Source organism: Rhizobium sp. YTU87027 (genome assembly GCF_050644135.1).
GTDB lineage: Bacteria > Pseudomonadota > Alphaproteobacteria > Rhizobiales > Rhizobiaceae > Rhizobium.
Map to the genome: position 1 here is coordinate 199,197 of NZ_CP098442.1, position 22,424 is coordinate 221,620.

Consider the following 22,424-nt stretch of genomic DNA (forward strand, 5'->3'; position numbering starts at 1 on the left):
TCAAGAGCCAAGGCTCGGATGAGGCGATTGACGCTTCCAAGTCCTTGTCGAGGTGCAGGCATGGCCGAGCCATGCGAAAGGGCCCGGTGCGTACGTCGCTGCGAAAACGGCCAACTGAGAGAACAGATCGGGAATATTCTGCTCGTGAGTTGAATGGGGGATGTCCGCACGCAAAGATGCCTGCACGCAGGCCGAGTCGTGTGGGAGCGTGGCGTGAAACGAGATTGGGATGGAGCAGAGCTTTCCAGGTGGTGGAGCCTGAGTTTTGACGAACTGGAGCTGATCGAAACGAAACCGCCGCGGACCCGGCTTGGTTTTGCCGCACAGTTGAAGATGTACCGCCTTGCTGGCCGCTTCGCCGAACATGTGGGTGAAGTCGCGGCGGAACCCGTCGCCTATTTGGCCGAACAACTCGCGGCCGCCCCGTCCGATCTGGAGGAATATGACTGGGCCGGTCGCACCGGCCGACGACACCGCGAAGAGATATTGGCGTTTCTTGCCATCCGTCGCATGACGGAGGACGATCGAAACGATCTCGCAACCTGGCTTGAAGCTGAGATCTGCCCCAAAGCGATGTCGGTTGCGGCGATGGTTGACGAGGTTTGTCTGTGGTGCCGCGACCGTGACATCCAAACGCCGGCGATCGGCGAGGTGGACCGTTTTACGCGCTCGGCGCGCCGCACATTTGAAGGGGGCTTTCTGCAGCGGATTGCTTCCGTCTTGAGCTCGGATGCTGCCGCAAAACTGGAGGTTTCGCTGACCGACGCCGACAGCCCGACTGGCTTCAATACCATGAAGGCCGATCCGGGGCGGGTTGGATTGGAAAGCATCTTCGTCGTGGCTGAGCGGCTTTCCTTTATCCGCTCGTTGCAGCTTCAGGCCGGCCTGATTGCCGGTGCAGGCGCCGCTACTGTGGAGCGGTTGTACCGCCGCGTCAGCCAGGAAACCGCGCGAGAAGTTCGGCGCCACCCTCAGCCGCGGCGCCTGGGTCTTTACGCCATCTTCCTTGCCTGCCGCGAGGCGGAAATCGTTGACGCGGTCGTCGATCTCCTGGTCGAGACGGTGCACAAGATGGCAGCGAAGGCGGAACGCAAGGTCGTGGCGTCGATCGCCAAGGACATTCAGAAAGTGCAGGGCAAGGAGCGCCTGCTGGCTCGGATCGCCGAGGCGGCGATCGACGCGCCGGATGGAGCGGTGCGCGAGGTCATCTTTCCGATTGCCGACCAAGCGATACTTGCGGCTCTGGTCCGCGAATACAAGGCTGGCGGTTCCTACCAACAGCGAGTCCATGCGGTCCTGCGTTCCTCCTACGGCGGTCATTATCGACGCATGCTGCCGAAGTTGTTGAGCCTGCTCGAATTCCGGTCGAACAATGCAGCACATCGGCCCGTCATCGCGGCGCTGGAATGGCTCAAGCGTCTGCTCGACGAGGGCGACGACCGACGCATCGTTCGCCCGCAGAACGGTCTGCCGATTGAGGGCGTGGTTCCCGCACGGTGGCGAGACCTGGTCGTGGAGTCGGACGATGCTGGCGGTTGGCGTGTCAACCGCATCAACTATGAAATCTGCGTGCTGACATCGCTGCGAGAGCGGATTCGCTGCAAGGAAATCTGGGTGGTTGGAGCCGACCGCTACCGCAACCCGGACGAGGACCTGCCCCAGGATTTCGGCGAGCGACGTGCCGACTATTATCGCGATCTCGGCCAGATCATGGACGCACAAGCATTCGTTGCCCGTCTCAAGGGGGAGATGACGACGGGGCTGCGTCGCCTGGATGCCGGCCTCCCCGGCAATCGACATGTTCGGCTCTTGTGGCGCGGCCGCAACCGTATTTCGCTATCGCCTCTGGAGCCACTGCCGGCCCAACCAAATCTCGATACGGTGAAGGCGGAGATCGAACGCCGCTGGCCAGCGACCGGTCTGCTGGACGTGCTCAAGGAAGCCGCGCTGCGGACAGGTTTTCTGGAGCAGTTCAGGACCTCCGGCGATCGCGTTATCCTCGACCCTGACACCCTGCAACGCCGGTTGCTGCTTTGCCTTTACGGTCTCGGCACCAATGCCGGGCTGAAGCGTGTCAGTTCCGGCACGGAGGGTGTCACCTATGCCGAGTTGCTCCATGTCCGTCGTCGCTTCATTCAAAAAGAGGCGCTAAAGGCAGCGACTGCCTCTGTCACCAACGCCTTGCTTGCCGTGCGCGACCCTCTTGTTTGGGGCGAAGGCACCACGTCGTGCGCGTCGGACTCGAAAAAGTTCGGCGCCTGGGATCAGAACCTGATGGCCGAATGGCATGTCCGTTATGGCGGGCGCGGTGTGATGATCTATTGGCACGTCGCACGCCAGGCAACCTGCATTTATTCGCAGCTCAAGCGCTGCTCCTCTTCCGAAGTCGCAGCGATGATCGAAGGGGTATTGCGGCATTGCACGGACGCTGAAATTCAGAGCCAGTATGTCGACAGCCATGGGCAGAGCGAGGTCGCTTTCGCCTTCTGCCGGCTGCTCGGTTTCGAACTCGCGCCGCGCCTCAAGGCGATCGCCCGCCAGAAGCTCTACCTGCCTGATGCCGGAATGGCGCAGGAGCTTCAAAACCTGCTGCCGATCCTGACGCGGGCGATCGACTGGAAACTGATCGAGCAGCAATATGACGAAATGATCAAATATGCGGCGGCCCTGCAGCATCGTACAGCCGATGCCGAATCAATCTTGCGCCGTTTCGCGCGGACAAACATCCAGCACCCGACCTATAAGGCGTTGGCCGAGCTCGGCAAGGCGGTCAAGACGATCTTCCTCACCCGCTATCTCGACTCGGAAGCCTTCCGGCGCGAAATCAACGAGGGGCTGAACGTCGTCGAAAACTGGAACAGCGCCAACGGCTTCATCTTCTTCGGCAAGAGCGGCGAGGTCGCGACGAACCGGCTCGAAGACCAGGAAATCTCGGTTCTGGCTTTGCACCTGCTGCAGAACTGCCTTGTCTACGTCAATACCCTGATGATGCAGAATGTGCTGACCGAACCGGCCTGGGCGGCACGTATGGCCGTCGAAGACTACCGGGGACTGACGCCGCTAATTTACGCTCACATCAACCCGTATGGCGCCTTCGATCTTGATCTTGCGCGCCGGATCGACTTCGACGCGAGATCCGCCGCCTAGCCGGAAGCGTACCCCCGAGCCTACAAACAAGGCCGCTTATAAACAAAATGTCGCTCTTGCGTGTAAACACGCCTCATCTACAATCACGTGGCCATGTCGATCCAGAGAGCTCGCTCGACCACCTTCAGTCTCGGCCTTGCCATCCTGCTCACCTGTTCGGTGGCGCCGGCGGCCAGAGGGAACATGTCCTCAAGCGACCCGCTGATCTCCCTCCACGAAGGCTTCGCTGACGAGGCGGAATGCGCCACCTGCCACCAGAGCGAGGTAGACGCTCTTTCGACGTCGCACCACGCCAAGGCGATGGCGGTCGCCAACGACAGGACGGTGCGCGGCGATTTCGACGATGTGACCTTTGAGCATGACGGCATCATGACAACCTTCTTCCGCCGCGACGGGGACTATTTCGTCCGAACCCAGGGGCCGGATGGCAAGCAAGGCGAATTCGCGATCAAATACACTTTCGCTTACGAGCCGCTGCAACAATACCTGATCGATCTCGGCGGCGGCAAGCTGCAAGCCTTCGACATCGCCTGGGATACAGAAGCGCGACGGTGGTTCTGGCTCGGCAATGGAGATCCAGCAAATCCGGGCTCCACCTATCATTGGACAGGACCGTTCTATCGCTGGAACCGGACGTGCATCGACTGTCACTCCACCGACCCGGTCAGCAATTTTGCGCCGACGACCGGCTCCTACGCCTCCTCCTATGTCGCGACCAGCATCGGTTGCCAGTCGTGCCATGGGCCGGGCGCTGCGCATATCGCCTGGGCGAGGGCCGGCAGCATGAGTGGGGACAAGGGATTGCCCGAGGTCGGGCCGGACGCCTGCTTCGGCTGTCATGCACGGCGTGTGCGGCTTGTCGAGATGTCCCGACCCGACCGCGCCTTTCTCGACCAGTACGCGCCTGATCTGATGCGCAGCGAACTCTATTTCCCGGACGGACAGATCCTCGACGAAGTCTTTGAGTACGGTTCCTTCCAGAGGAGCAAGATGGCGCGCGCTGGCGTCACCTGCCTTGATTGTCACCGTCCTCATGAGGGAAGGGTAAAGGCCGAGGGCAATGCGCTCTGCACCCAATGTCACGCCGAGACGGCGCCGGACCGCTTTGCCGACACGAGTTTCGATCCGAGTGGCGAATTCGACACGCCGGCGCATACCCATCATACGAAGGGCTCGCCCGGCGCAGAGTGCGCCAACTGCCACATGCCGAAGCGCACCTATATGAAGGTCGACCCCCGGCGCGATCATTCCTTCGTCATCCCAAGGCCGGATCTTTCGGAAACGATCGGCACGCCCAATGCCTGCACCACCTGCCACCAGGACAAGACGAACATCTGGGCGGCGGAACGGCTGGACGATTGGTACGGAAGCGACTGGCGTAAGCGGCCGTCGATCGCCCATGCTTTTGCAGCCGCCGGCCATAACGACATCAGCGCCGTCGACGCGTTGCGCCGCTTTCTCGCCGACCGCGGGCAGCCCGGTTTTGTGAAGGGCAGCGCCGTCACCGAAATTGCCAGGCTCAGCGGAGCGGCGTCAGTGGATGACGTCAAGCGAGCGGCGTCCGATCCGGATGCGCTGGTGCGACTGGGCGCTGCACGCGCAGCCGAGAACCTGCCGCCGGAGTACAGGCTGGCGGCGATTGGTAGCCTCCTCTCCGACCAGGCTAGGGCGATTCGCATCGCTGCCGTCACGGCACTCGGTCCTGTGCCGTCACTTTCGCTTTTAGGAGACCAGCGTCGCGCCTTCGACACGGCTGTGGCGGAACTCGAGACCTATGCCAAGGCTAATGCCGACGTTGCCGGGGCACAAACCGATTACGGACTGTTTCTCGCCCGTCAGGGTCGCCCGGGCGAGGCGGAGACGCTTCTCAGGCGCGCGATCGCACTGGATCCATCACTTATCGGCGCGCACGCAAATCTTGCGGAACTCTACCGCAGCCAGGGCGACAACGCACAGTCCCAGCGCGTCTATGCCGACGCGGTCGCCGCTCTGCCAGACAGCGCAGAATTGCGCTATGGTCACGGGCTGTCGCTGGTGCGGACGCAGGAGCGAGCAAGGGCCCTACAGGAATTTCGGGAGGCGTCCCGGCTTGATCCGGCCAATTCGCGTTACCGCACAACGCTGGCGATCGCGCTTGACGACGTCGGCAGAACCGGTGAGGCATTCGATATGCTCTATTGGGCGGCTGTTTCGGGCGCCAGCGACGCCAACATGCTCGGCACAGCGATCCAGTTCGGTCTCAAGCTCCAACGATTCGACGAGACGCTGAAGCTGGCCGAGGCCTTCAATCGCATGCAGCCGGGGAATACGCAGGTCCAAGATCTGCTGCGGCAGCTACGCGCCATCGCTGGAGCCGGAAGATAGGGACGCGCGGATCGTACATGATGGCACTTGCGATCCGCGCTAGTGGCTTTCGGGAGGCCTCCAGCCCGCGTTTCTGAGGCCCTTGACCAGTGCGTCCACAATGTCTTCAGTCGCCTGGTGGCGGCGATAGACGGCGGCTGGATCGCGATTGAGCGCCGGCGCGACTGCCGCCATCCTTTCGAGCGCGTCGCGGGCGGCCGCCTCGTTTCCAAGCGCGCCTTGAGCGATCGCCACCAGTGACCAACTCACGCCGGAACCGTCAACGGTGCCGTTCTTTGCGGCGTTCAGCATTTCCGCATAGCGCCCGTTCAGGTAGTGGTCGATAGAGACGAGGTGGAAGTACCAGCCAGGCGGATTGACCGTGCGGTCGATTGCCTGTTTGAGATAGGGGATCCCATCTGCGAACTTTCCGCGCACAGCCAATCGCCAGCCGAGTTGCGCCAGCGTATCGGGGTCGTTGTGATTGAGCGACAGCGCCCGCCGCTGTATGCGCTCGCCCTCCTCGAAGTTGCCCATGTAGTGGTTGATCGAGGAAAGCGCCTTCAGGGCCAGCACGCTACGGCCGTTCAGGGTCACTGCATGGGAGGCAGCATCGAGTGCAAGATTGTATTCCCGTTCGAGATTGCCGTCGGCCGTCCAGCCGAAGCGCCCAGTATCGAGATGCGTCCAGCCGAGCATGGCCCACGCCTCGGCATAATCCGGGTCGCGCTTGACCGCCGCCTCAAGGCATGTCTGGACCGGTCCATACAGGACGCGCGTGAAGCTGCGACGATAGGCATAGGCCTGCAGCACGCATTCATAGCTTGGCATACTCGGCGTGATATCCCGTGGAAGGTGGCTCGTCTCGTCGTTGTGGACAACGCCATAGGGTTGTCCGAGCACCGTCGCGACCTCTGCGGCGATCTCGCCCTGAACGTCGAGCAGGCTCGCCGCCGTTAGCTTGCGATCATAGGTGCCGGTCCATAGGATGCGCCCGCTTGATACGTCCACCAGTTTGGCGCCAATACGCACCGTATCTGCATCGGTGCGCACGCTGCCGTCGACGACATAGGAGACGCCACGACGTCTGCCGGCCTGCATTGGATCTTCGGCTGCCTGCGGACTTGTCGTCGGCTGAGGCAGATAGAGGCGGATATCGGGAAACGGCTGAGTTCGGCGGTGATCTGGTCGGCGATGCCGGTGGCCATTAGTCGATATCGCTCGCCGTCACCTTCCGCCGAAAACGGCATGACCATCAGCGCCGTTCCGCGCTCCGCCGGTTCCACGGCTGTTTCCTGGCGATGCTCCCTGCCCAGAATATACGAGAGGACCGCGATCGCCAGGAGGCCTGCAAGGGCGACGGCCCAGGTCCAGAACGGGAGGCTGCGCGGAACCGACGCTGTTGCGGGATTGCTTGTGTAGGCTGCGGCGGAAGCAGCCTCCATGGGATTTGCGGCAGCCTGCGGCGGCAAATGGCGTTCCGCCTCCCGGACGATGATTTCCGGGACATATTGACCCTTGGGAATGACGATGCGCAGCAGACTGTCGCGGCCTTCGGAGACATAGTAGCCGTCGAGGTCGTGGCGCAGCCGGCGGGCCTCCAGCCGGACGACTGGATCGGCCTGCGGATCGAAGTTCTCGTCACGGCCGAAGATGCTGACGCCGACCGAATAACCCTTGAGGTTCTCGCCGCGACCGGCAAGTGTTTCCTCGACGAGAAAGCGCAGCATCGCGCGGCGCCTTGGTGTGGCGCGAAATTCGCTGCTGTCGAGAATGCGCTGGAGTTCCACCCGGATGTCGGGGGGCGAGACATTGCTGCCCGGAGCCGTAGTTCCTGGTCCCGTTTGCCGCGCAGATGCTATCTGGAAAAGCTTGAAGCTGCCGCGCAAGAGACGCCCCTCTCAATCTCCCGTTGCGGGCGCAGTGTATTCCAACTCGAGCCAGACCGGAAGCGCCGAGAAGTCGAAGTAGGCAGGCGAATCACCTGTTCGTACCTGTTCGCACCTTGTTTGTGACGGAGTGCGACGGCCACACTCACGTCCGTGACGATCAAATCCGGGGGGCAGGTGATGCCGGACGTGGCTTTTGTCATCGGACGTTTCCCAAGACACGAGCTGGCGGTCCGACGACTCTATGCGGCGATGCCGGAATTCAAGTCTCTCTGCGAGGCCTACGCCACGGCGTGTCGCGCCCTCGATACATGGAAGGAGGATCCGGCCAAGGCAAGTGACTACCGCCAAATCCTGAATGAGCTCGGAGAGGAGATCCTCGACCTGATCGAGGCTGGACCGCGCACAGATGACGGGTCGGGATAAACCCGGCCATCCAACCACGGAGATTGACGATGCTAAGACGGACGGCAGCCAGACTGCTTCTCGCTTGCGGGGCGATTTCGCTCGCGAGCGCGACAGCACTTGCGCAGGATGCGCAATCAAAACCGAATATCCTGTTCATCGTTTCGGACGATACCGGCTATGGCGACCTCGGCCCCTATGGTGGGGGCGAAGGGCGCGGCATGCCGACGCCCAACATCGACCGGCTGGCCAATGAGGGCATGACTTTCTTCTCGTTCTACGCCCAGCCGAGCTGCACGCCCGGTCGGGCCGCCATGCAGACCGGTCGGATCCTCAACCGCAGCGGCATGACGACCGTGGCCTTCCAAGGGCAAGGCGGCGGTCTGCCCGCAGCGGAATGGACGCTCGCTTCCGTCTTGAAACAGGGCGGTTACGACACCTATTTCACCGGCAAGTGGCACCTCGGCGAAGCCGACTACGCGCTTCCGAACGCGCAGGGCTACGACGAGATGAAATATGTCGGCCTCTATCACCTCAATGCCTACACCTATGCCGACCCGACCTGGTTCCCGGACATGGATCCGGAGCTGAGAAAGATGTTCACGGAAGTGACCAAGGGCTCGCTCTCCGGCAAGGCCGGCGAGCCCGCCAAGGAAGACTTCAAGATCAACGGACAGTACGTCGACACGCCCGCCAAGGGCGTCGTCGGCATCCCCTATTTCGACGGTTATGTCGAGAAGGCGGCACTGGAGTTCCTCGACGAAGCGGCGAAAAAGCCCGACACCCCGTTCTTCATCAATGTCAACTTCATGAAGGTGCACCAGCCCAACCTGCCGGCGCCCGAATACGAGCACAAGTCTCTGTCGAAGAGCAAATATGCCGACAGCGTCGTCGAACTCGACTCACGCATCGGTCACATCATGGACAAGCTGCGTGAGCTGAAGTTCGACCAGAACACGCTGGTCTTCTACACCACCGATAACGGCGCCTGGCAGGATGTCTATCCCGATGCCGGTTACACGCCGTTCCGCGGAACCAAGGGCACTGTGCGCGAGGGCGGCAACCGCGTACCGGCGATCGCCTGGATGCCCGGCAAGATCGCGGCCAATTCCAAGAACCACGACATCGTCGGCGGCCTCGACCTGATGGCGACCTTCGCCAAGGTCGGCGGTGTGCCGCTGCCGGAAAACGACCGCGAGGACAAGCCGATCGTCTTCGACAGCTATGACATGACGCCGGTCCTGTTCGGCAGCGGCAAGTCGGAGCGCAAGGCCTGGTTCTACTTCACGGAGAATGAGCTCACACCGGGCGCTGCCCGCGTCGGAAACTACAAGGCCGTCTTCAACCTGCGCGGCGACAACGGTGTCGCCACCGGCGGCCTCGCCGTCGATTCTAACCAGGGCTGGAAGGGACCCGACAAATATGTCGCAACCGTTCCACAGGTCTTCGACCTCTGGGCCGATCCCCAGGAACGCTATGACATCTTCATGAACAACTTCACGGAGCGCACCTGGACGCTGGTGACTATCAACGATGCCGTCAAAGAGCTGATGAAAACCTATGTCAAGGAACCGCCGCGCAAGCTGCAGAGCGAGGTCTACACCGGTCCGGTCACGCTCTCACAGTACCAAAGACTGCAATATGTGCGGGAGCGGCTGAACACGGAAGGCATCAGCATACCGCTGCCCACTGGCAACTGACGAAAGCCGCCGTCGCCGGCCCCTCGTCGGCGGCGACATCTCTTTGACCTGAACCAGAGGCAACCCATGTCTCAGCATTTCCTTTGCCTTCCCAAGGCTACCTTCGCAGCGATCGTGATGACTAGCCTGACCATCTCATCCGCGCTTGCGGCAGATCTTGCGTCCTGGAACGACGGCGCGACGAAGAAGAGCATCATCGATTTCGTCACTGCGGTGACGACCGAGGGCGGACCGGACTATGTCGCACCGGCCGATCGCGTCGCCACCTTCGACAATGACGGAACACTTTGGAGCGAGCAGCCGATGTATGTGCAGCTCGCCTTCGCGCTTGACCGGATCAAGACGATGGCTGCAGATCATCCCGAATGGAAAGACCAGGAGCCCTTCAAGTCGGTGATCGCAAACGACATAAAAGGCGTGGCGGCTGCTGGCGAGAAAGGTCTCACGGAGATCGTCGCCACGACGCATGCCGGCATGACCGGCGAGGAGTTCACCAAAATCGCCACCGACTGGATCGCCACGGCGACACATCCGAAGACCGGCAAGCCTTATACCAAGATGATCTACCAGCCGATGCTGGAGCTCGTCGACTATCTGAGGGCCAACGACTTCAAGGTCTTCATCGTTTCCGGGGGCGGCGTCGAGTTCATGCGGCCCTGGACCGAGACAGTCTACGGAATCCCTCCGGAGAACGTCATCGGCTCCTCGATCAAGACCAAATACGAGGTCAAGGAAGGCACGCCTGTCATCGTTCGCCTACCCGAGATCGATTTCATCGACGATAAGGAAGGCAAGCCGGTCGGCATTCAGAAGTTCATCGGCAAGCGCCCGATCGCAGCCTTCGGCAATTCCGACGGCGACTTCCAGATGCTGGAATGGACTACGGCGGGTTCCGGCAGGCGCTTCGGCCTGCTCGTGCACCATGACGATGGCATTCGAGAGGTCGCCTATGATCGGGAATCGCATTTTGGCAAGCTCGACCGCGGCCTCAACGAGGGGCCGAAACGGGGTTGGACCATCGTCAGCATGCAGGACGACTGGGGCCGGGTCTTCCCGGAATGAATGACATCAGGATCGACCCACTTTCGACTTACTCAGCGTAACGGCTATCGCGATCGCGACTGGGAGACCCGAGTTGGCGCCGTCGATCTGCGGATTCCAAAGCTTCGCACCGGCACTTACTTTCCGATGAATCATCGCTCAACAGCCGGCCTTGGGGCGGCCTGAAATCAGCCAGAGAAGCAGCCTCACGTCCCACAGCTGTGGCGGCAGGCCTCGGCTAGCCACGCCCACTGAATACTTGGGGTAGGCGCGAGTTCAGTATTGAGGAAGAGTGTAACTAAAGGTCGATTCTGAAAACCTTTTGGGGGAGTAGGAGCTGTCTGTAAGCGAGAGTCGCGATGACACGCGTATAAACGGGGGAAATATGCGTACCATTCGTGTTGGAATCAGTGCTTTTATCGCTGCCGCCATCGCCGGCTTCTCCTGGCTGGCTGTGTCAGACCAGGCATATGCAGCCAATTGCAGTGCTCGCGGTGGTTTGGCTTATCTCGGAAACACCAAAGGGGCTGCCAACTCCGTCTGGCTTTCGGGCACGAGCGCCGGATCATTCGGTCTTGAAGCGGCGCAAGGCAATCAAACTGTTGATACGTGGAACAAGACCAGACGCGGCCTTCATCTCTCGCTTTCACCGGTTGTTTCAAATGGCAACGGAGGCACGCACAAGCTCTATGACCTCTCGGGCGGAAAGCCATGCCGGCTCAACACCCAGAACCAGGTGCGCGGCGGGATACTCCCGAGCATAGACTGGCCCGACGGTCGGCCAGATGTCGGACCACAACCGGTCTTCCCAGGCTTCGATTGGCCGTCCGGACGTCGGGCCGCAGCCGGTCTTTCCAGGGTTCAAGCCGCGTACGCCGACTGTGACCAGAGGCGGCCGCGTGGTCGCAGCCAGGACACCGGATACCTGTATCGACCAGCGGTCGTCCGATGCCCAAGAACGGCGCGATCTGCCGATCTGCAGGGACCTCGCTGCCGAGGAAGCCGCCGCGCGAAGTGCCGACCGATCACAGGTGCCATTGACACCCGGCCGCGATCTGCCGGCGCCTTCGCTCTGGAACTTCTGGTCGGACCTCCAGTTCACCGACATTTCCGACGAACGCTATGACCGCGACAGCGACACGCTCGCCCGCTCGTTGACGATGGGTCTCGATCGCCGGATCGCCGACAACTTCGTCGTCGGCATGACCGTTTCGCTGGAGGACAGTTCGACCGATACCTTCGACGGCACGTTGGGCATCGACACCGACGGCTTCAGTTTCGGTCCCTACGCGGCCTATCGCCTCTCGAAACACTGGGCGATCGACGCATCGCTGACCTATGGGCGCTACAACAACGACATCGAACTAAGCGCGCTGAACGGCGAACAGGATTCAGAGCGACTTGCCGGCGAGATCGCGCTCCACGGTCAGTACAAGCTCGATGCCTATGACATCCGACCCAAGCTATCGGTCACCTGGTCGCATATCAACAGTGACGACTACGACCTCTCGGGCAGCATCCTCGACATACCGGTCAGCATCTCCCTTCCCGGTGACAGCTACAATTATGGCGTTCTTGTCTCTCGACCGAGGTCAGCCGCTACTTCCGCCTGCCAGACGGACAGCCGTTTCTCGTCTTCGCCGAACTCGGGGGCGAATACCAGTTCGAGCGACCCAACGACGGCAAGATCCTGACCGGCGACCTGTCGGAAGTAACGCCCTCGCCCTGGTCGTTCTCACTGCGCTCGGGCTTCCGGATGCTAGTAAATAACAATCTCCAGATCGAAGCGACCGGCGGCTACTTGAGTTTCGGCCAGGACGATCTCGATGTATGGGAGGGCAAACTCCACGTTTCTTGGAGTTTCTGAACCGCGCTACCAGCTGTTCCCTGCCTGACGACGGTTTGCGTCAACACAGTAGGAACGCGCGGACCACATGGTTTGGATCGGCGCAACGAGGCACTTTCGTAGTCGCGGTCTGAAGGTTCGCCACATTCTCCCGACCTCGTTTTCAGTGCAGGCCGACGAGACGGACGCAGGCCTTGCCAAGCCCCTCGTCGAGAAACGCGATTTGGGCAAAACGGCCGAGCGCAAACGTTCGTTTGCGCAACGGTTTCCCGGCGTCAGCAGAAACAGGAGCTTGATGCGCGCGCAAACCTGTTGCATAACAATAAGCATTGGCAACAGATTTATGTGACAGCAATGCTCGTCGGCTATGCTCGTGTCTCCAAGACAGACGATCAGGACCCTGGTCTGCAACTTCGTGCGCTCAAAGCTGCTGGCTGCAAGCGGATTGCGGAGGAGCGAGCATCGGGAAGACGCTGGGATCGACCCGAACTCTATCGGCTTCTTGGCGAACTCGACGAAGGCGACATCGTGGTTGTCTGGAAACTTGACCGACTAACCCGGTCGCTCAAGGACATGCTTCTTATCCTCGAGAAGATCGAAGCCGCTGGCGCCGGGTTCCGGTCACTGACCGAGGCAATCGACACGACCACGCCGGCAGGCCGCATGATGATGCAGATGCTCGGCTCCTTCGCCGAATTCGAGCGCGCCATCGTACGTGAACGCACCATGGCGGGACTACAGGCGGCCAGGGAGCGCGGGCGAAAAGGCGGTCGTCGCCCGAAGCTGACGTCCGATCAGCGCTCCGAAATCATCGGCATGCTGAATGACGGCCGCCCCGCGGCTGAAATCGCCCGTCTCTTTCGCGTTCATAGGGCTACCGTCGGACGCATCGGCGCTGAGGCCAAAGTAGCCGTTCGCTGATTGTTCTTTCAGTTGGCCGTTTTCGCAGCGACGTACGCACCGGGCCGAGCTGCTGACCGACCAGGATGTCGAAACGCTCAAGCATCTCGTCAACCAAGGCATGGGCGACAATACGCTGCGGGCTCTCACCTCCGACCTCGCCTATCTCGAAGCCTGGGGATTGGCCGCGACCGGCCGCTCCTTGCCCTGGCCGGCGCCCGAAGCGCTGCTGCTCAAATTCGTCGCCCATCATCTCTGGGATCCGGAAAAGCGCGCGAACGATCCCGATCATGGGATGCCTGTAGACGTCGACGACAAGCTTCGGCACCAGGGGTTCCTGAAGTCCGTTGGCCCGCATGCGCCGGATACCGTGCGCCGGCGGCTGGCCAGCTGGTCGACCCTCACAAAATGGCGCGGTCTCTCTGGTGCCTTCGCCTCCCCTGCCCTCAAATCCGCCATTCGGCTCTCCGTGCGAGCCGTCCCGAGTCAGCGCCGACGCAAGAGCGCCAAGGCCGTTACCGGCGACGTGCTGGCAAAACTGCTGACCACCTGCGCGACCGACAGCCTTCGCGATGTCAGGGACCGGGCGATCCTAATGGTCGCCTTCGGCTCCGGCGGCCGCCGGCGCAGCGAGGTTGCCGGGCTACGCGTCGAGCAGTTGACAGTCGAGCCGCCGATCGCGGTGCCCGGCGGCGCTCCCCTCCCCTCTCTCGCCATTCATCTCGGCCGCACCAAGACGTCCGATGGCGAACAGGATGAGGTGGTCTATCTGACCGGCCGACCTGTCGAGGCGCTCAACGCCTGGCTTGCGGTTGCCAGGATCGAGACGGGCAGCGTGTTTCGGGCGATCGGGCGCTGGGGCACGGTGTCGCGGCGCGCGCTCGATCCGCAGTCGATCAATGCCATCCTGAAGCAGCGGGCGGAGATGGCGGGGTTGGCCAAGGGGGATTTTTTGGCTCATGGGTTGAGGTCGGGCTATCTGACCGAAGCGGCGAACCGCGGCATCCCTCTCCCTGAGGCCATGGAGCAATCGAGGCATCGGTCGGTGCAGCAGGCCTCCAGCTATTACAACAACGCGTCGAGGAGGACCGGCCGGGCGGCTCGGCTTCTCTTAGATGATTGAGGCCGAGGCCGTTCGTTCACCGTCCTTCTGTGCCGCGTGCCTATTGCTCCTTCATCAGCGAAAGCAGGAACAAACTATTTGCGGCACAGCCCACGCCGGCGAATCCATCAAAACTCATCCCACCCGCCGTCTGACGCAGCCGTCGCGGGACCTCTAACGGCGCCCGCTACTCTTTTTAACATTCTGAGGGCGGGAGACGCTACCGGCCTGTCAGTCGTTGTGGCGAGACCGATTTGCCTCTGGCTCTTTCCTTCGAACCGACGCCCGAGTTGGAAACCCTCGACCAAGCCGCGCAGCCGCGCCGTCTCCTGAGCCAGAGTCGCGCCGGCGGCATTCGTTTCCTCAACCATCGCCGCATTCTGTTGAGTCACCTGGTCCATCTGATTGACGGCAGAATTGACCTCAGAAAGCCCGGTGGCCTGCTCCTTGGCGGAACTGGCGATCGCCTCCATATGGTCGTTCACCGCTGCAATATTGTCCTGGATGGTGCGCAGGGAATTCCCGGTCTCGCTGACCAGCTTGACGCCGGTGCTGACCTCCTCGCTCGAATTGCGGATCAGGCCCTTGATCTCCTTGGCGGCCTGAGCAGACCGCTGCGCCAGCTCACGGACTTCCTGCGCGACAACGGCAAAACCCTTGCCGGCCTCGCCGGCGCGTGCGGCCTCGACACCGGCGTTGAGCGCCAGGAGGTTTGTCTGGAAGGCGATCTCATCGATCACGCCGATGATGTTCGAGATCTGGTTTGATGAAGTTTCGATGCGCGACATGGCTGCAACAGCATCGGCAACGACCTGACCTGAGCGCTCGGCATTGCCGCTTGCGGTCGCTGCAGCATGTCGGGCCTCGTCCGCCCGTCGGGCTGCATTCGTGACGTTGAGGGTGATTTCGTCAAGCGCTGCCGCCGTCTCCTCGAGCGAGGCGGACTGTTGTTCGGTGCGGCGGGACAGGTCCTCTGCGCTCTGACTGATCTCGCGCGTACCTACGGCGATCTGGTCCGTCGAATGCGCCACAGCACTCAGCGCATTTCGCATTTGGCTGAGCGCCTCATTCATCGTGCGCCTCAGGTCTTCGAAGTCTGCTGTGAAAGGCTCGTCGAGGCTGAAGGATAGGTCGCCTTGCGCCAATTTCGTCAACGCAGCGCCGATCGTGGTTACCGCATGCACGCGCTCAGTGACATCAGTCGCGAACTTTACCACCTTGGTAATTTTTCCCTTCGTGTCGAGGATCGGATTGTAGGCGGCATTAATAACAACGATCTTGCCATTCTTGCCGTAGCGGGTGAACTCCGCCGACTGGACTTCGCCCCTGCGCAGTGCTGCCCAAAACTCGCTATACTCCGGCGACTGCGCATAGGCCGGATCGACCAGCATACTGTGCGGCCGGCCCTTGATCTCATCCAAACGGTAACCGATGGCCTTGAGAAAGTTCTCGTTAGCGGTCACTATTTCGCCTTCGGTCGTGAACTCTATCACACCCTGGGAGCGACTGATTGCGGTCATCTGTCCCTGGTAGTCCATGTTTTGCAACCGCTCTTTCGCGTCCGCCCACTCGACGGCAAAACCGGTTATTTTGCTGCCGGAGCGCAACGGGGTCACGATGAGGTCGAAGGCCCGATGGCCGATCCAGATCGTTGCCCTGTGCTGTGACTTGAGCGCGGCGAGCATGTTGCGTTGATGCGACAGATTCTTGTGGAAGATGTCGATGTTGCTGCCGATAAGCTTGGCGAAATCGAAACGGGGAAGCTCTTTCTTCAGGTCCGCTTCCGCCTCCCTGAGCAATTCCTTAACGGCGTTGTTCATGTACCGAATGTTGAGACTTGCGTCAGCGATCATGACGTTCGCCGTGATCAGATCGAGCGAATTCGTTTGCATAAGGGTCTTGCTGGCATGACCGAACATCTAATGTCGTTCCTTGGGTTAGAAGACTGCTTAAAACGGTTGCTGAACCCGCAGTCTGATTTTGTCTAAGGCTGCTTTTGAGTTTAAAGATCCCCGTTCTATGGCGCTCGATTCTCCAAGGTTTCGGTAACAATAGCCTCAAGCGTTGTGGTGATAGCAGCAAGACGATGTCGCAACTGCATTAGGCAACCCGTGAGATCATTGGTGCTCTCATCGGCTTTCGCCTCCGCTGCATCCGCAGAATGGTGATCCTTTGCACCGCGATGGGGAAAGACCAGAATGTTTGACGTCGACATTTCCCTTGAAGGATACGGGAAGAGCCGCTCGGGAATTGGCCAGCTTGGGCTCATCAAAACTCCTCCCAGCTTCCGACTTGCGCGGCAGCCCCGAAACCGACGGCACCAGCGACCTTGGAGAGCATCCGACGGGCGGGCGAAGAAAAAGGAACATGGTCGGCTCGCGCTGGTTCCGGGCTCCGATTGACGGCCCTTGCGGCACCAAGCTCGATGCGAAATTCGCCGACGATGCTTCTCAGCCGGTTGACTTCGCCTGCCAGCGAACTGCTTGCCGCAGTCGACTCCTCGACCATTGCAGCATTTTGTTGAGTAACCTGATCCATCTGGTTGACCGCAGTATTCACCTCGGCAAGACCGACCGATTGTTCCTTTGCCGACGTTGCAATAGCGTCGAGCTGGCTGTTGATCGAGGCGACTTGCTCCTCGATCACTTTCAGAACCTGGCCGGTTTCTCGCACAAGCGTGACGCCCGTGCTAACCTCATCGACCGAATTGCGAATTAGATCTTTGATTTCCTTCGCGGCCTGCGCCGACCGCTGAGCGAGTTCGCGGACCTCCTGAGCAACGACCGCGAACCCTTTGCCAGCCTCTCCCGCTCGGGCAGCCTCGACGCCAGCGTTCAGAGCGAGGAGGTTCGTCTGGAAAGCAATTTCGTCGATCACGCCGATGATGCTGGAAATCTGCTGCGACGACTGCTCGATCCGCTGCATGGCGTTCACGGCATTGGAAACGACCTCGCCGGAATGGCGCGCCGACTTGTTCGCTTCTGCCGCGACGTGGCGCGCTTCTTCAGTTCGCTTTGAAGAATTGGCCACATTGGTCGTAATTTCGTCCAGCGCGGCTGCGGTTTCCTCCAGCGACGCGGCTTGTTGCTCCGTGCGCTTTGACAGATCCGACGCACTCTCGCTGATCTCGCGCGCGCCATTGTCTATTGAACTTGTAGCTTCGGAGACAGCGCGAAGACTTTCGGCAAGTTGGTCCACAGCTGCGTTGAAATCGGACCGAAGCGTTTCGAAGTCTCCAGCAAAAGGCTCGCTCAGGCGGAATGTCAAATCACCATTCGACGGCACATTCTATCTCGAACTGCAACAAAGGCGCTAAGCTGCCTGCTTTTCGGGAGCCATGGTTTGATCCGTACCTTTTCGCATTTGAGTTTTGACGAACGCCGATCGATTTCCAGGATGTTGGATCAGAAGTTTAGCCAGTCTGAGATCGCCAGACGCCTCGGCCGGGACCGCGCGACCATCTCCCGGGAGATCAAACGCAACTACTGGCACGATCAGGAATTCCCCGATGCCGAGGGCTACTGGGCGATGACCGCCAACGACATGGCGCGCGACAGGCGCCGGCGGATCGGCAAGCTCTTTCGTCGCGAGGATCTGCGGAACGAAGTGATCGGAAAGTTGGAATCCGGCTGGTCGCCGGAACAGATTGCTGGACGACTGAAGATCGAACCAGCGGCCAAGGCAAGCGTCTGTCACGAGACGATCTACCGATATGTCTATTCACCGGAAGGACAACGGCAGCAACTGGCGCGGCTTCTTCCGGAACGGCGGAGAAAGCGCCGGCCGAGATATGCTCGCAAACCGCAGAACCCGGTCTTTCCAGATGAGCGTTCGATCAAACATCGGCCGGAAGCCATCAACGATCGCAAGGAATTCGGTCACTGGGAAGCCGATCTGATGATCTTCGAAAGGGTTCAGGGCAATGCCAATGTGGCAACGGTTGTCGAGCGGATGAGCCGGTTCACCATGCTGTTCAAGAACAACGACCGGCAGTCCAAGCCGATCATGGAGCGGCTCATCAACGTGCTCAGCCCCCTGCCCAGGCATGCCCGGCAAAGTTTGACGTTTGATCGCGGATTTGAATTCGTCTCCTGGCGGCGACTGAAGCAAGGAATGGGAACCGATGCATGGTTCTGCGATCCGTCTGCGCCCTGGCAAAAAGGCTCCGTTGAGAACATGAATCGGCGGATTCGGCGTTACCTGCCGAGGGATACTGCTGTCCTGTCCGTTCCTGATGAATCGATACGATCACTGATCGATCGGTTGAACAGTACGCCGAGAAAATGCCTTGGGTTCCGCACCCCAGCTGAAGTGTTCAGGCGTGAAGTGAACAAATGACGGCAAGCCGGGGCGGAGGACGGATTTCATGAATGATCCTGCGGTGATTGCGCGGCGAGAGAAAGTGTTATTAGGCAGCCAGCGGCAGAATAGAGATCGTCAATGCACGCCGATATCGCTTTGCGTATCCGATTCCAACTGCAGGCAAGCTGCCCAAAGTGGCGTCTTGTGGAAGGATCCATCCTGCAGAAGAGTGAGCCCCTCTCGTGCCTCGTAGAGCAAGCCGAGCCAGCATAAGCGTTGGAAGACGCCATACTGAAGATCGGATTTCAACTCCCAGGCTCCTATGGTCATTTCGGTGTCCGACAAAGGCGCCAGGTCTGGATAGAGGATTTTCACAACGTCCATTGGCGTGCAACCTTCTCTGGCCTTGATATTGAGAAGATTGAGGAACATGCGCCACCAGCGTAACCGCGCTCGGACCTCCTCTTCCCGCTCGGTGGCGTGGACATAGGAATAGAGATAATCCGTGGCGACCAGATCGAAGAAGGCTTGCGGGTTCACCAAAAACTCCCGGCCGCGTCTGGTTGGCAGCAGCACATCCTTTTTCCCGCGAAGAAGCTTCAGATGACGGGCCATGTCGCGCACGACCCAAAGCGGCGGCATGTCGCTTTCATTGAGCACCTTGTTCATGCTGTAGAGGTCCTCGGCTGTGAATCCTGGCCAGAGGAAGTGCACAGCGGCCCAATGCACGAACTTGCGGTTCATGGCGCCGGTCGCCGTCAATCCTATGCCACCCTCACCGTCAGCATAGGCAACCGAAAGAAGCATGCCGCGAAGAAGTGGTGACAGCGCGGCGATGTCGACGTCACCTTGCAGGTTGATTTCCGGAAGCATCGTGCGGCTTTGATCCCCAACTGCGCCATGCAAGTCCCAGCGAGTATCGAGCGGTAAAAGAACAATTGCTAGTGAGAAAGCTAAAGCCGAAGGGGTGCGTCATCACCCGCCCCCGCTCCGCCCTTTCAACCCGGCCCAGCCGGTCGGATCGGGGGCTGATCTCCCTGCCCTGTAGTAGCCTTTAAGCCCTTGTTGCATTTACATTAGAAGTCACAGACATATGCTTCAGACCTTTCGCAAGGCCTGAGGTCGCCTGCGCCATATCCTCCGCGCGCCGACGTTCCTGTTCAGCCGCCCGCGCCCGCTCCGTTGAACGCGATGCGCTTACGGTCATCAGGTGTCGTCGCCGCGAGACGTGCAATTTCGATGTCGAGCATCCGCCGGTTGGGAAGCCCTGTCAGGCCGTCATGGAAGACGGACCAGTTTATCTTTCGCTCCGCGTCGCTGCGTCGTTTGGCCTCGACCCTCAGATCCTTCAAACGCAAAATCGAATAGGCGAAACCAAGAACGCCAGCGACGGTCAGCGCAGAAAATACGTCGTCGAGCTGGTAAGCCTCATGCGAGAGGAAGAGCCGATCGAGCGCCTCATGCGCATCGAACTCCACCGCAAGCGCGGTGACCACCACATAGACGGCAATCCACGCAAGTATCTCGACGTGGTATCGATTACGGAAATACGGCATGCAACCTCCGACGCGGATTGGCCTCATGCCAGCTCAAGAGGTCTGCATCGACCTTCTGATATGTGACACAGCAGCTAATGCCACCCGCCCCAACAACGGCGGCCAGCACCCGCAGCAAAAATTCTCGACCGCAGCCTGCGTGTCCCCTGCCTCAGTTGGTCGGTGTGCCGGCATTCATAGTTCCAAAGAGCGCCCGCTGAAGCGGCGCGGCAAGCGTCGCCGCAAAAGGGGTCGCGATGTGGTGGCGGTCGCGGAAAGTCAGCTTGCCGCCAATCATGGCGGGGCAGGTCGTTCTGTTGCAGAATAGGTCGGTGATGTCGACGTAAGAAACATTCCCGATATCCGAAATGGCCTTCCTTTCCGCGTCCGGGATCGTCTCTTCCATCGCCCCGCTGCGCGGCGTGTCACAGGTCTCGGGCGCCCTTTTTTGCCAGAGCGCGCGCGCGACGCATTTGTCGAGATAGGTCTTGTGCACGGGCCCATCCCGGAGCACGGCGATCTTTGTGACAAAGCTTCCCAGGGCGTCCACGGTCCTGCGGAGCCCCCGAGCCCATGTGGCGGCGTCGATCTGGTGGGCAGATATGACGTTGGCGTCATTCTTGACGTAGGACGAGGAATATTCCGAAATGATCACCATGTCGGGCTTGCGTGTGGCAATCTCACGCATCGCGAGCTGCCGCCATCGATCGCATTCCTCGTAATTCCGCATGAGCATCGAATTCCAGATCGTGATGTCCGCCGCTGGGCAGGAAGATTTCAGATAGGTAACGAGCTGCCACTGGTTACTTTTGGCGATGCTGATCAGCGGCGTCGACCAGTGGTCGGCATGTGAATCCCCGAAGAGAACGATCGTCTTGCCGGGGTTTTTGGCGCCGAATTCACAGGGTTTGGGCTGCACCTGTTGGGCGTTGAGAAGACAGCCATCGTCGAACTGCCGGGCGGACGAATCGAGCTCAGCGCTTCGGAGGATAAGATTCTGCTGGGGATCGATGTTGTGATTGGCCACCTGTGCGCTTCCATAGGCTGCCGCTGCACCACACGCGGTCAGAAGCGCGGCAAAACCGAGGGAGCGGCTCGTCCTTGCCAACAGCCAGGGGTTCCTCCGCATCGGGTTTTCGACCAAGCAGTAGCTGAAGACTGAAAGGCCTAGGATCAGCGCGAGGCACAGGAACCGTTCGAAGATAGTGAGCTCGGGTTTCAAGATGCTGGAATAGACGATCACCGGCCAATGCCAGAGGTAAAGCGAATAGGATATCCGTCCGAGCCACTGCAGCGGCGGTAGCGAAAGGAGGACTTGCGGTCCCGCCGGGCCCGGCCGGGTGCCGCTGAGAAGCACCATCACTGTGCCGGCCACCGGAACCAGAGCAGTCAGTCCTGGAAAGGGCACGTCCTCTGACATGCCGAGATAGGCCGTCACGATCAGGCCGATTCCAGTCCAGCCAAAGACGGGCGTCAGCCGAAAGCGCTTGGCCGCTTCCTGAGAGATCATCGAGGCGAGTCCTCCGCAGGCGAACTCCCACGCCCGGAGCGGTGAAAAGTAAAATGCCCATGGTTGGGATATGGCGGTATAGCGCCAGCAGAAGGCGAAGGAGATGACGCCCACTAGCGCCATTGGGAGGAAAAGCCCGTATCTGCCGAGGCGGAGCCGAGCGAATAGGAGCAGCAGGGCCGGCCAGACGAGATAGAATTGCTCCTCGATTGAGAGCGACCAGAAATGGATGAACGGATTGTTAAACGCGTCCGGGGCGAAATAGTCGGCGGCCCAGCTGATAAGCCACACATTAATCATATAGGCGGACGCGTAGAACGACTCCTTAGAATAGAGCTGCTGCTCGGGCGGCGAAAGAATGAAGTAGCCGAAGAAGAGCGTCGCCAGGATGACGAAACAGGATGCAGGAAGAAGCCGGCGAGCTCGTCGCGCGTAAAACCGCAGGAGGTCGAGCGAGCCGGTTCGCTCGATTTCCAGCTGGATGTGCCTGGTGATGAGATAGCCAGATATGACGAAGAAGATATCGACACCGACAAAGCCGCCGGGCACACTGGTCATGCCAAAGTGAAATGCGATTACTCCCGAAACGGCAAGGGCACGCAGCCCCTCGATATCCATTCGGAAATGATGTGTTTCAGTTCGTGTAGCCATATCGAAACTTGAATGCCCTATGTTGCGGTCTCACCGCATCAGTACCGACGAAA

At 60.3% G+C, this 22,424-nt stretch carries 13 protein-coding genes and 3 pseudogenes; 10 read left to right on the forward strand and 6 right to left on the reverse strand.

The features are described 5' to 3' along the window. The first annotated feature begins 213 nt into the window (after positions 1–213). Positions 214–3,147, forward strand: a complete 2,934-nt coding sequence (locus tag NBG89_RS29670; RefSeq protein WP_431324658.1) for a Tn3 family transposase — start codon at positions 214–216, stop codon at positions 3,145–3,147. Between the two features lie 93 nt (positions 3,148–3,240). Further along, the gene (locus NBG89_RS29675) at positions 3,241–5,511 is read left to right on the forward strand and encodes a tetratricopeptide repeat protein (RefSeq protein ID WP_416068515.1); all 2,271 of its coding nucleotides are present in this window, start codon (positions 3,241–3,243) and stop codon (positions 5,509–5,511) included. Positions 5,512–5,550: 39 nt separating this feature from the next. Here NBG89_RS29675 and NBG89_RS29680 read toward each other — a convergent pair whose 3' ends face one another. Continuing rightward, on the reverse strand, positions 5,551–6,591 hold the full coding sequence (locus NBG89_RS29680; protein ID WP_416068514.1) for a hypothetical protein: 1,041 nt from the start codon (positions 6,589–6,591) through the stop codon (positions 5,551–5,553). Positions 6,592–7,559: 968 nt separating this feature from the next. On the opposite strand from NBG89_RS29680, the gene NBG89_RS29685 reads away from it, so the two are divergent. From NBG89_RS29685 to NBG89_RS29715, 7 genes and pseudogenes are all read left to right on the forward strand, one after another. After that, positions 7,560–7,805: a hypothetical protein gene (locus NBG89_RS29685; protein WP_416068513.1), complete on the forward strand. Its 246-nt coding sequence runs from the start codon at positions 7,560–7,562 to the stop codon at positions 7,803–7,805. A gap of 29 nt (positions 7,806–7,834) precedes the next feature. Next, the gene (locus NBG89_RS29690; protein WP_416068512.1) at positions 7,835–9,484 is read left to right on the forward strand and encodes an arylsulfatase; all 1,650 of its coding nucleotides are present in this window, start codon (positions 7,835–7,837) and stop codon (positions 9,482–9,484) included. A 66-nt stretch (positions 9,485–9,550) separates the two neighbouring features. Further along, the gene (locus NBG89_RS29695) at positions 9,551–10,546 is read left to right on the forward strand and encodes an HAD family hydrolase (RefSeq protein WP_416068511.1); all 996 of its coding nucleotides are present in this window, start codon (positions 9,551–9,553) and stop codon (positions 10,544–10,546) included. 24 nt (positions 10,547–10,570) lie between these two features. Continuing rightward, a pseudogene (locus tag NBG89_RS29700) lies at positions 10,571–10,672 on the forward strand (transposase); the annotation flags it as partial. 638 nt (positions 10,673–11,310) lie between these two features. After that, a complete protein-coding gene (locus NBG89_RS29705; protein WP_416068510.1) occupies positions 11,311–12,219 on the forward strand; it encodes an autotransporter outer membrane beta-barrel domain-containing protein in 909 nt (302 codons plus the stop codon). A gap of 506 nt (positions 12,220–12,725) precedes the next feature. Continuing rightward, complete coding sequence (locus NBG89_RS29710; RefSeq protein WP_416068779.1) at positions 12,726–13,292, forward strand: recombinase family protein; 567 nt, start codon at positions 12,726–12,728, stop codon at positions 13,290–13,292. A gap of 25 nt (positions 13,293–13,317) precedes the next feature. Then, a pseudogene (locus tag NBG89_RS29715) lies at positions 13,318–14,394 on the forward strand (site-specific integrase); the annotation flags it as partial. A 107-nt stretch (positions 14,395–14,501) separates the two neighbouring features. Here the strand turns inward: NBG89_RS29715 and NBG89_RS29720 are convergent. Next, positions 14,502–16,292, reverse strand: a complete 1,791-nt coding sequence (locus NBG89_RS29720) for a methyl-accepting chemotaxis protein (protein ID WP_431324610.1) — start codon at positions 16,290–16,292, stop codon at positions 14,502–14,504. Positions 16,293–16,641: 349 nt separating this feature from the next. Then, a pseudogene (locus tag NBG89_RS29725) lies at positions 16,642–17,652 on the reverse strand (methyl-accepting chemotaxis protein); the annotation flags it as partial. Positions 17,653–17,715: 63 nt separating this feature from the next. On the opposite strand from NBG89_RS29725, the gene NBG89_RS29730 reads away from it, so the two are divergent. Then, positions 17,716–18,711, forward strand: coding sequence for an IS30 family transposase (locus NBG89_RS29730; RefSeq protein WP_210633345.1), 996 nt, complete (start codon positions 17,716–17,718; stop codon positions 18,709–18,711). 99 nt (positions 18,712–18,810) lie between these two features. Here NBG89_RS29730 and NBG89_RS29735 read toward each other — a convergent pair whose 3' ends face one another. The 3 genes from NBG89_RS29735 to NBG89_RS29745 form a co-directional block, all read right to left on the reverse strand. Next, positions 18,811–19,548, reverse strand: a complete 738-nt coding sequence (locus NBG89_RS29735; protein WP_416068508.1) for a hypothetical protein — start codon at positions 19,546–19,548, stop codon at positions 18,811–18,813. A 287-nt stretch (positions 19,549–19,835) separates the two neighbouring features. After that, entirely contained in the window at positions 19,836–20,231 is a 396-nt protein-coding gene (locus NBG89_RS29740) for a hypothetical protein (RefSeq protein ID WP_416068507.1), read from the reverse strand. A gap of 151 nt (positions 20,232–20,382) precedes the next feature. After that, positions 20,383–22,371, reverse strand: a complete 1,989-nt coding sequence (locus tag NBG89_RS29745) for an acyltransferase family protein (protein ID WP_416068506.1) — start codon at positions 22,369–22,371, stop codon at positions 20,383–20,385. Positions 22,372–22,424 lie beyond the last annotated feature (53 nt).

Bases quoted from the DNA above. Each gene is read 5' to 3' on its own strand.
- NBG89_RS29685 (WP_416068513.1), top strand. From the start codon at position 7,560: ATGCCGGACGTGGCTTTTGTCATCGGACGTTTCCCAAGACACGAGCTG.
- NBG89_RS29675 (WP_416068515.1), top strand. From the start codon at position 3,241: ATGTCGATCCAGAGAGCTCGCTCGACCACCTTCAGTCTCGGCCTTGCC.
- NBG89_RS29710 (WP_416068779.1), top strand. From the start codon at position 12,726: ATGCTCGTCGGCTATGCTCGTGTCTCCAAGACAGACGATCAGGACCCT.
- NBG89_RS29735 (WP_416068508.1), bottom strand. From the start codon at position 19,548: ATGCTTCCGGAAATCAACCTGCAAGGTGACGTCGACATCGCCGCGCTG.
- NBG89_RS29705 (WP_416068510.1), top strand. From the start codon at position 11,311: ATGTCGGACCACAACCGGTCTTCCCAGGCTTCGATTGGCCGTCCGGAC.
- NBG89_RS29695 (WP_416068511.1), top strand. From the start codon at position 9,551: ATGTCTCAGCATTTCCTTTGCCTTCCCAAGGCTACCTTCGCAGCGATC.
- NBG89_RS29740 (WP_416068507.1), bottom strand. From the start codon at position 20,231: ATGCCGTATTTCCGTAATCGATACCACGTCGAGATACTTGCGTGGATT.
- NBG89_RS29745 (WP_416068506.1), bottom strand. From the start codon at position 22,371: ATGGCTACACGAACTGAAACACATCATTTCCGAATGGATATCGAGGGG.
- NBG89_RS29680 (WP_416068514.1), bottom strand. From the start codon at position 6,591: ATGCAGGCCGGCAGACGTCGTGGCGTCTCCTATGTCGTCGACGGCAGC.
- NBG89_RS29720 (WP_431324610.1), bottom strand. From the start codon at position 16,292: ATGTTCGGTCATGCCAGCAAGACCCTTATGCAAACGAATTCGCTCGAT.
- NBG89_RS29690 (WP_416068512.1), top strand. From the start codon at position 7,835: ATGCTAAGACGGACGGCAGCCAGACTGCTTCTCGCTTGCGGGGCGATT.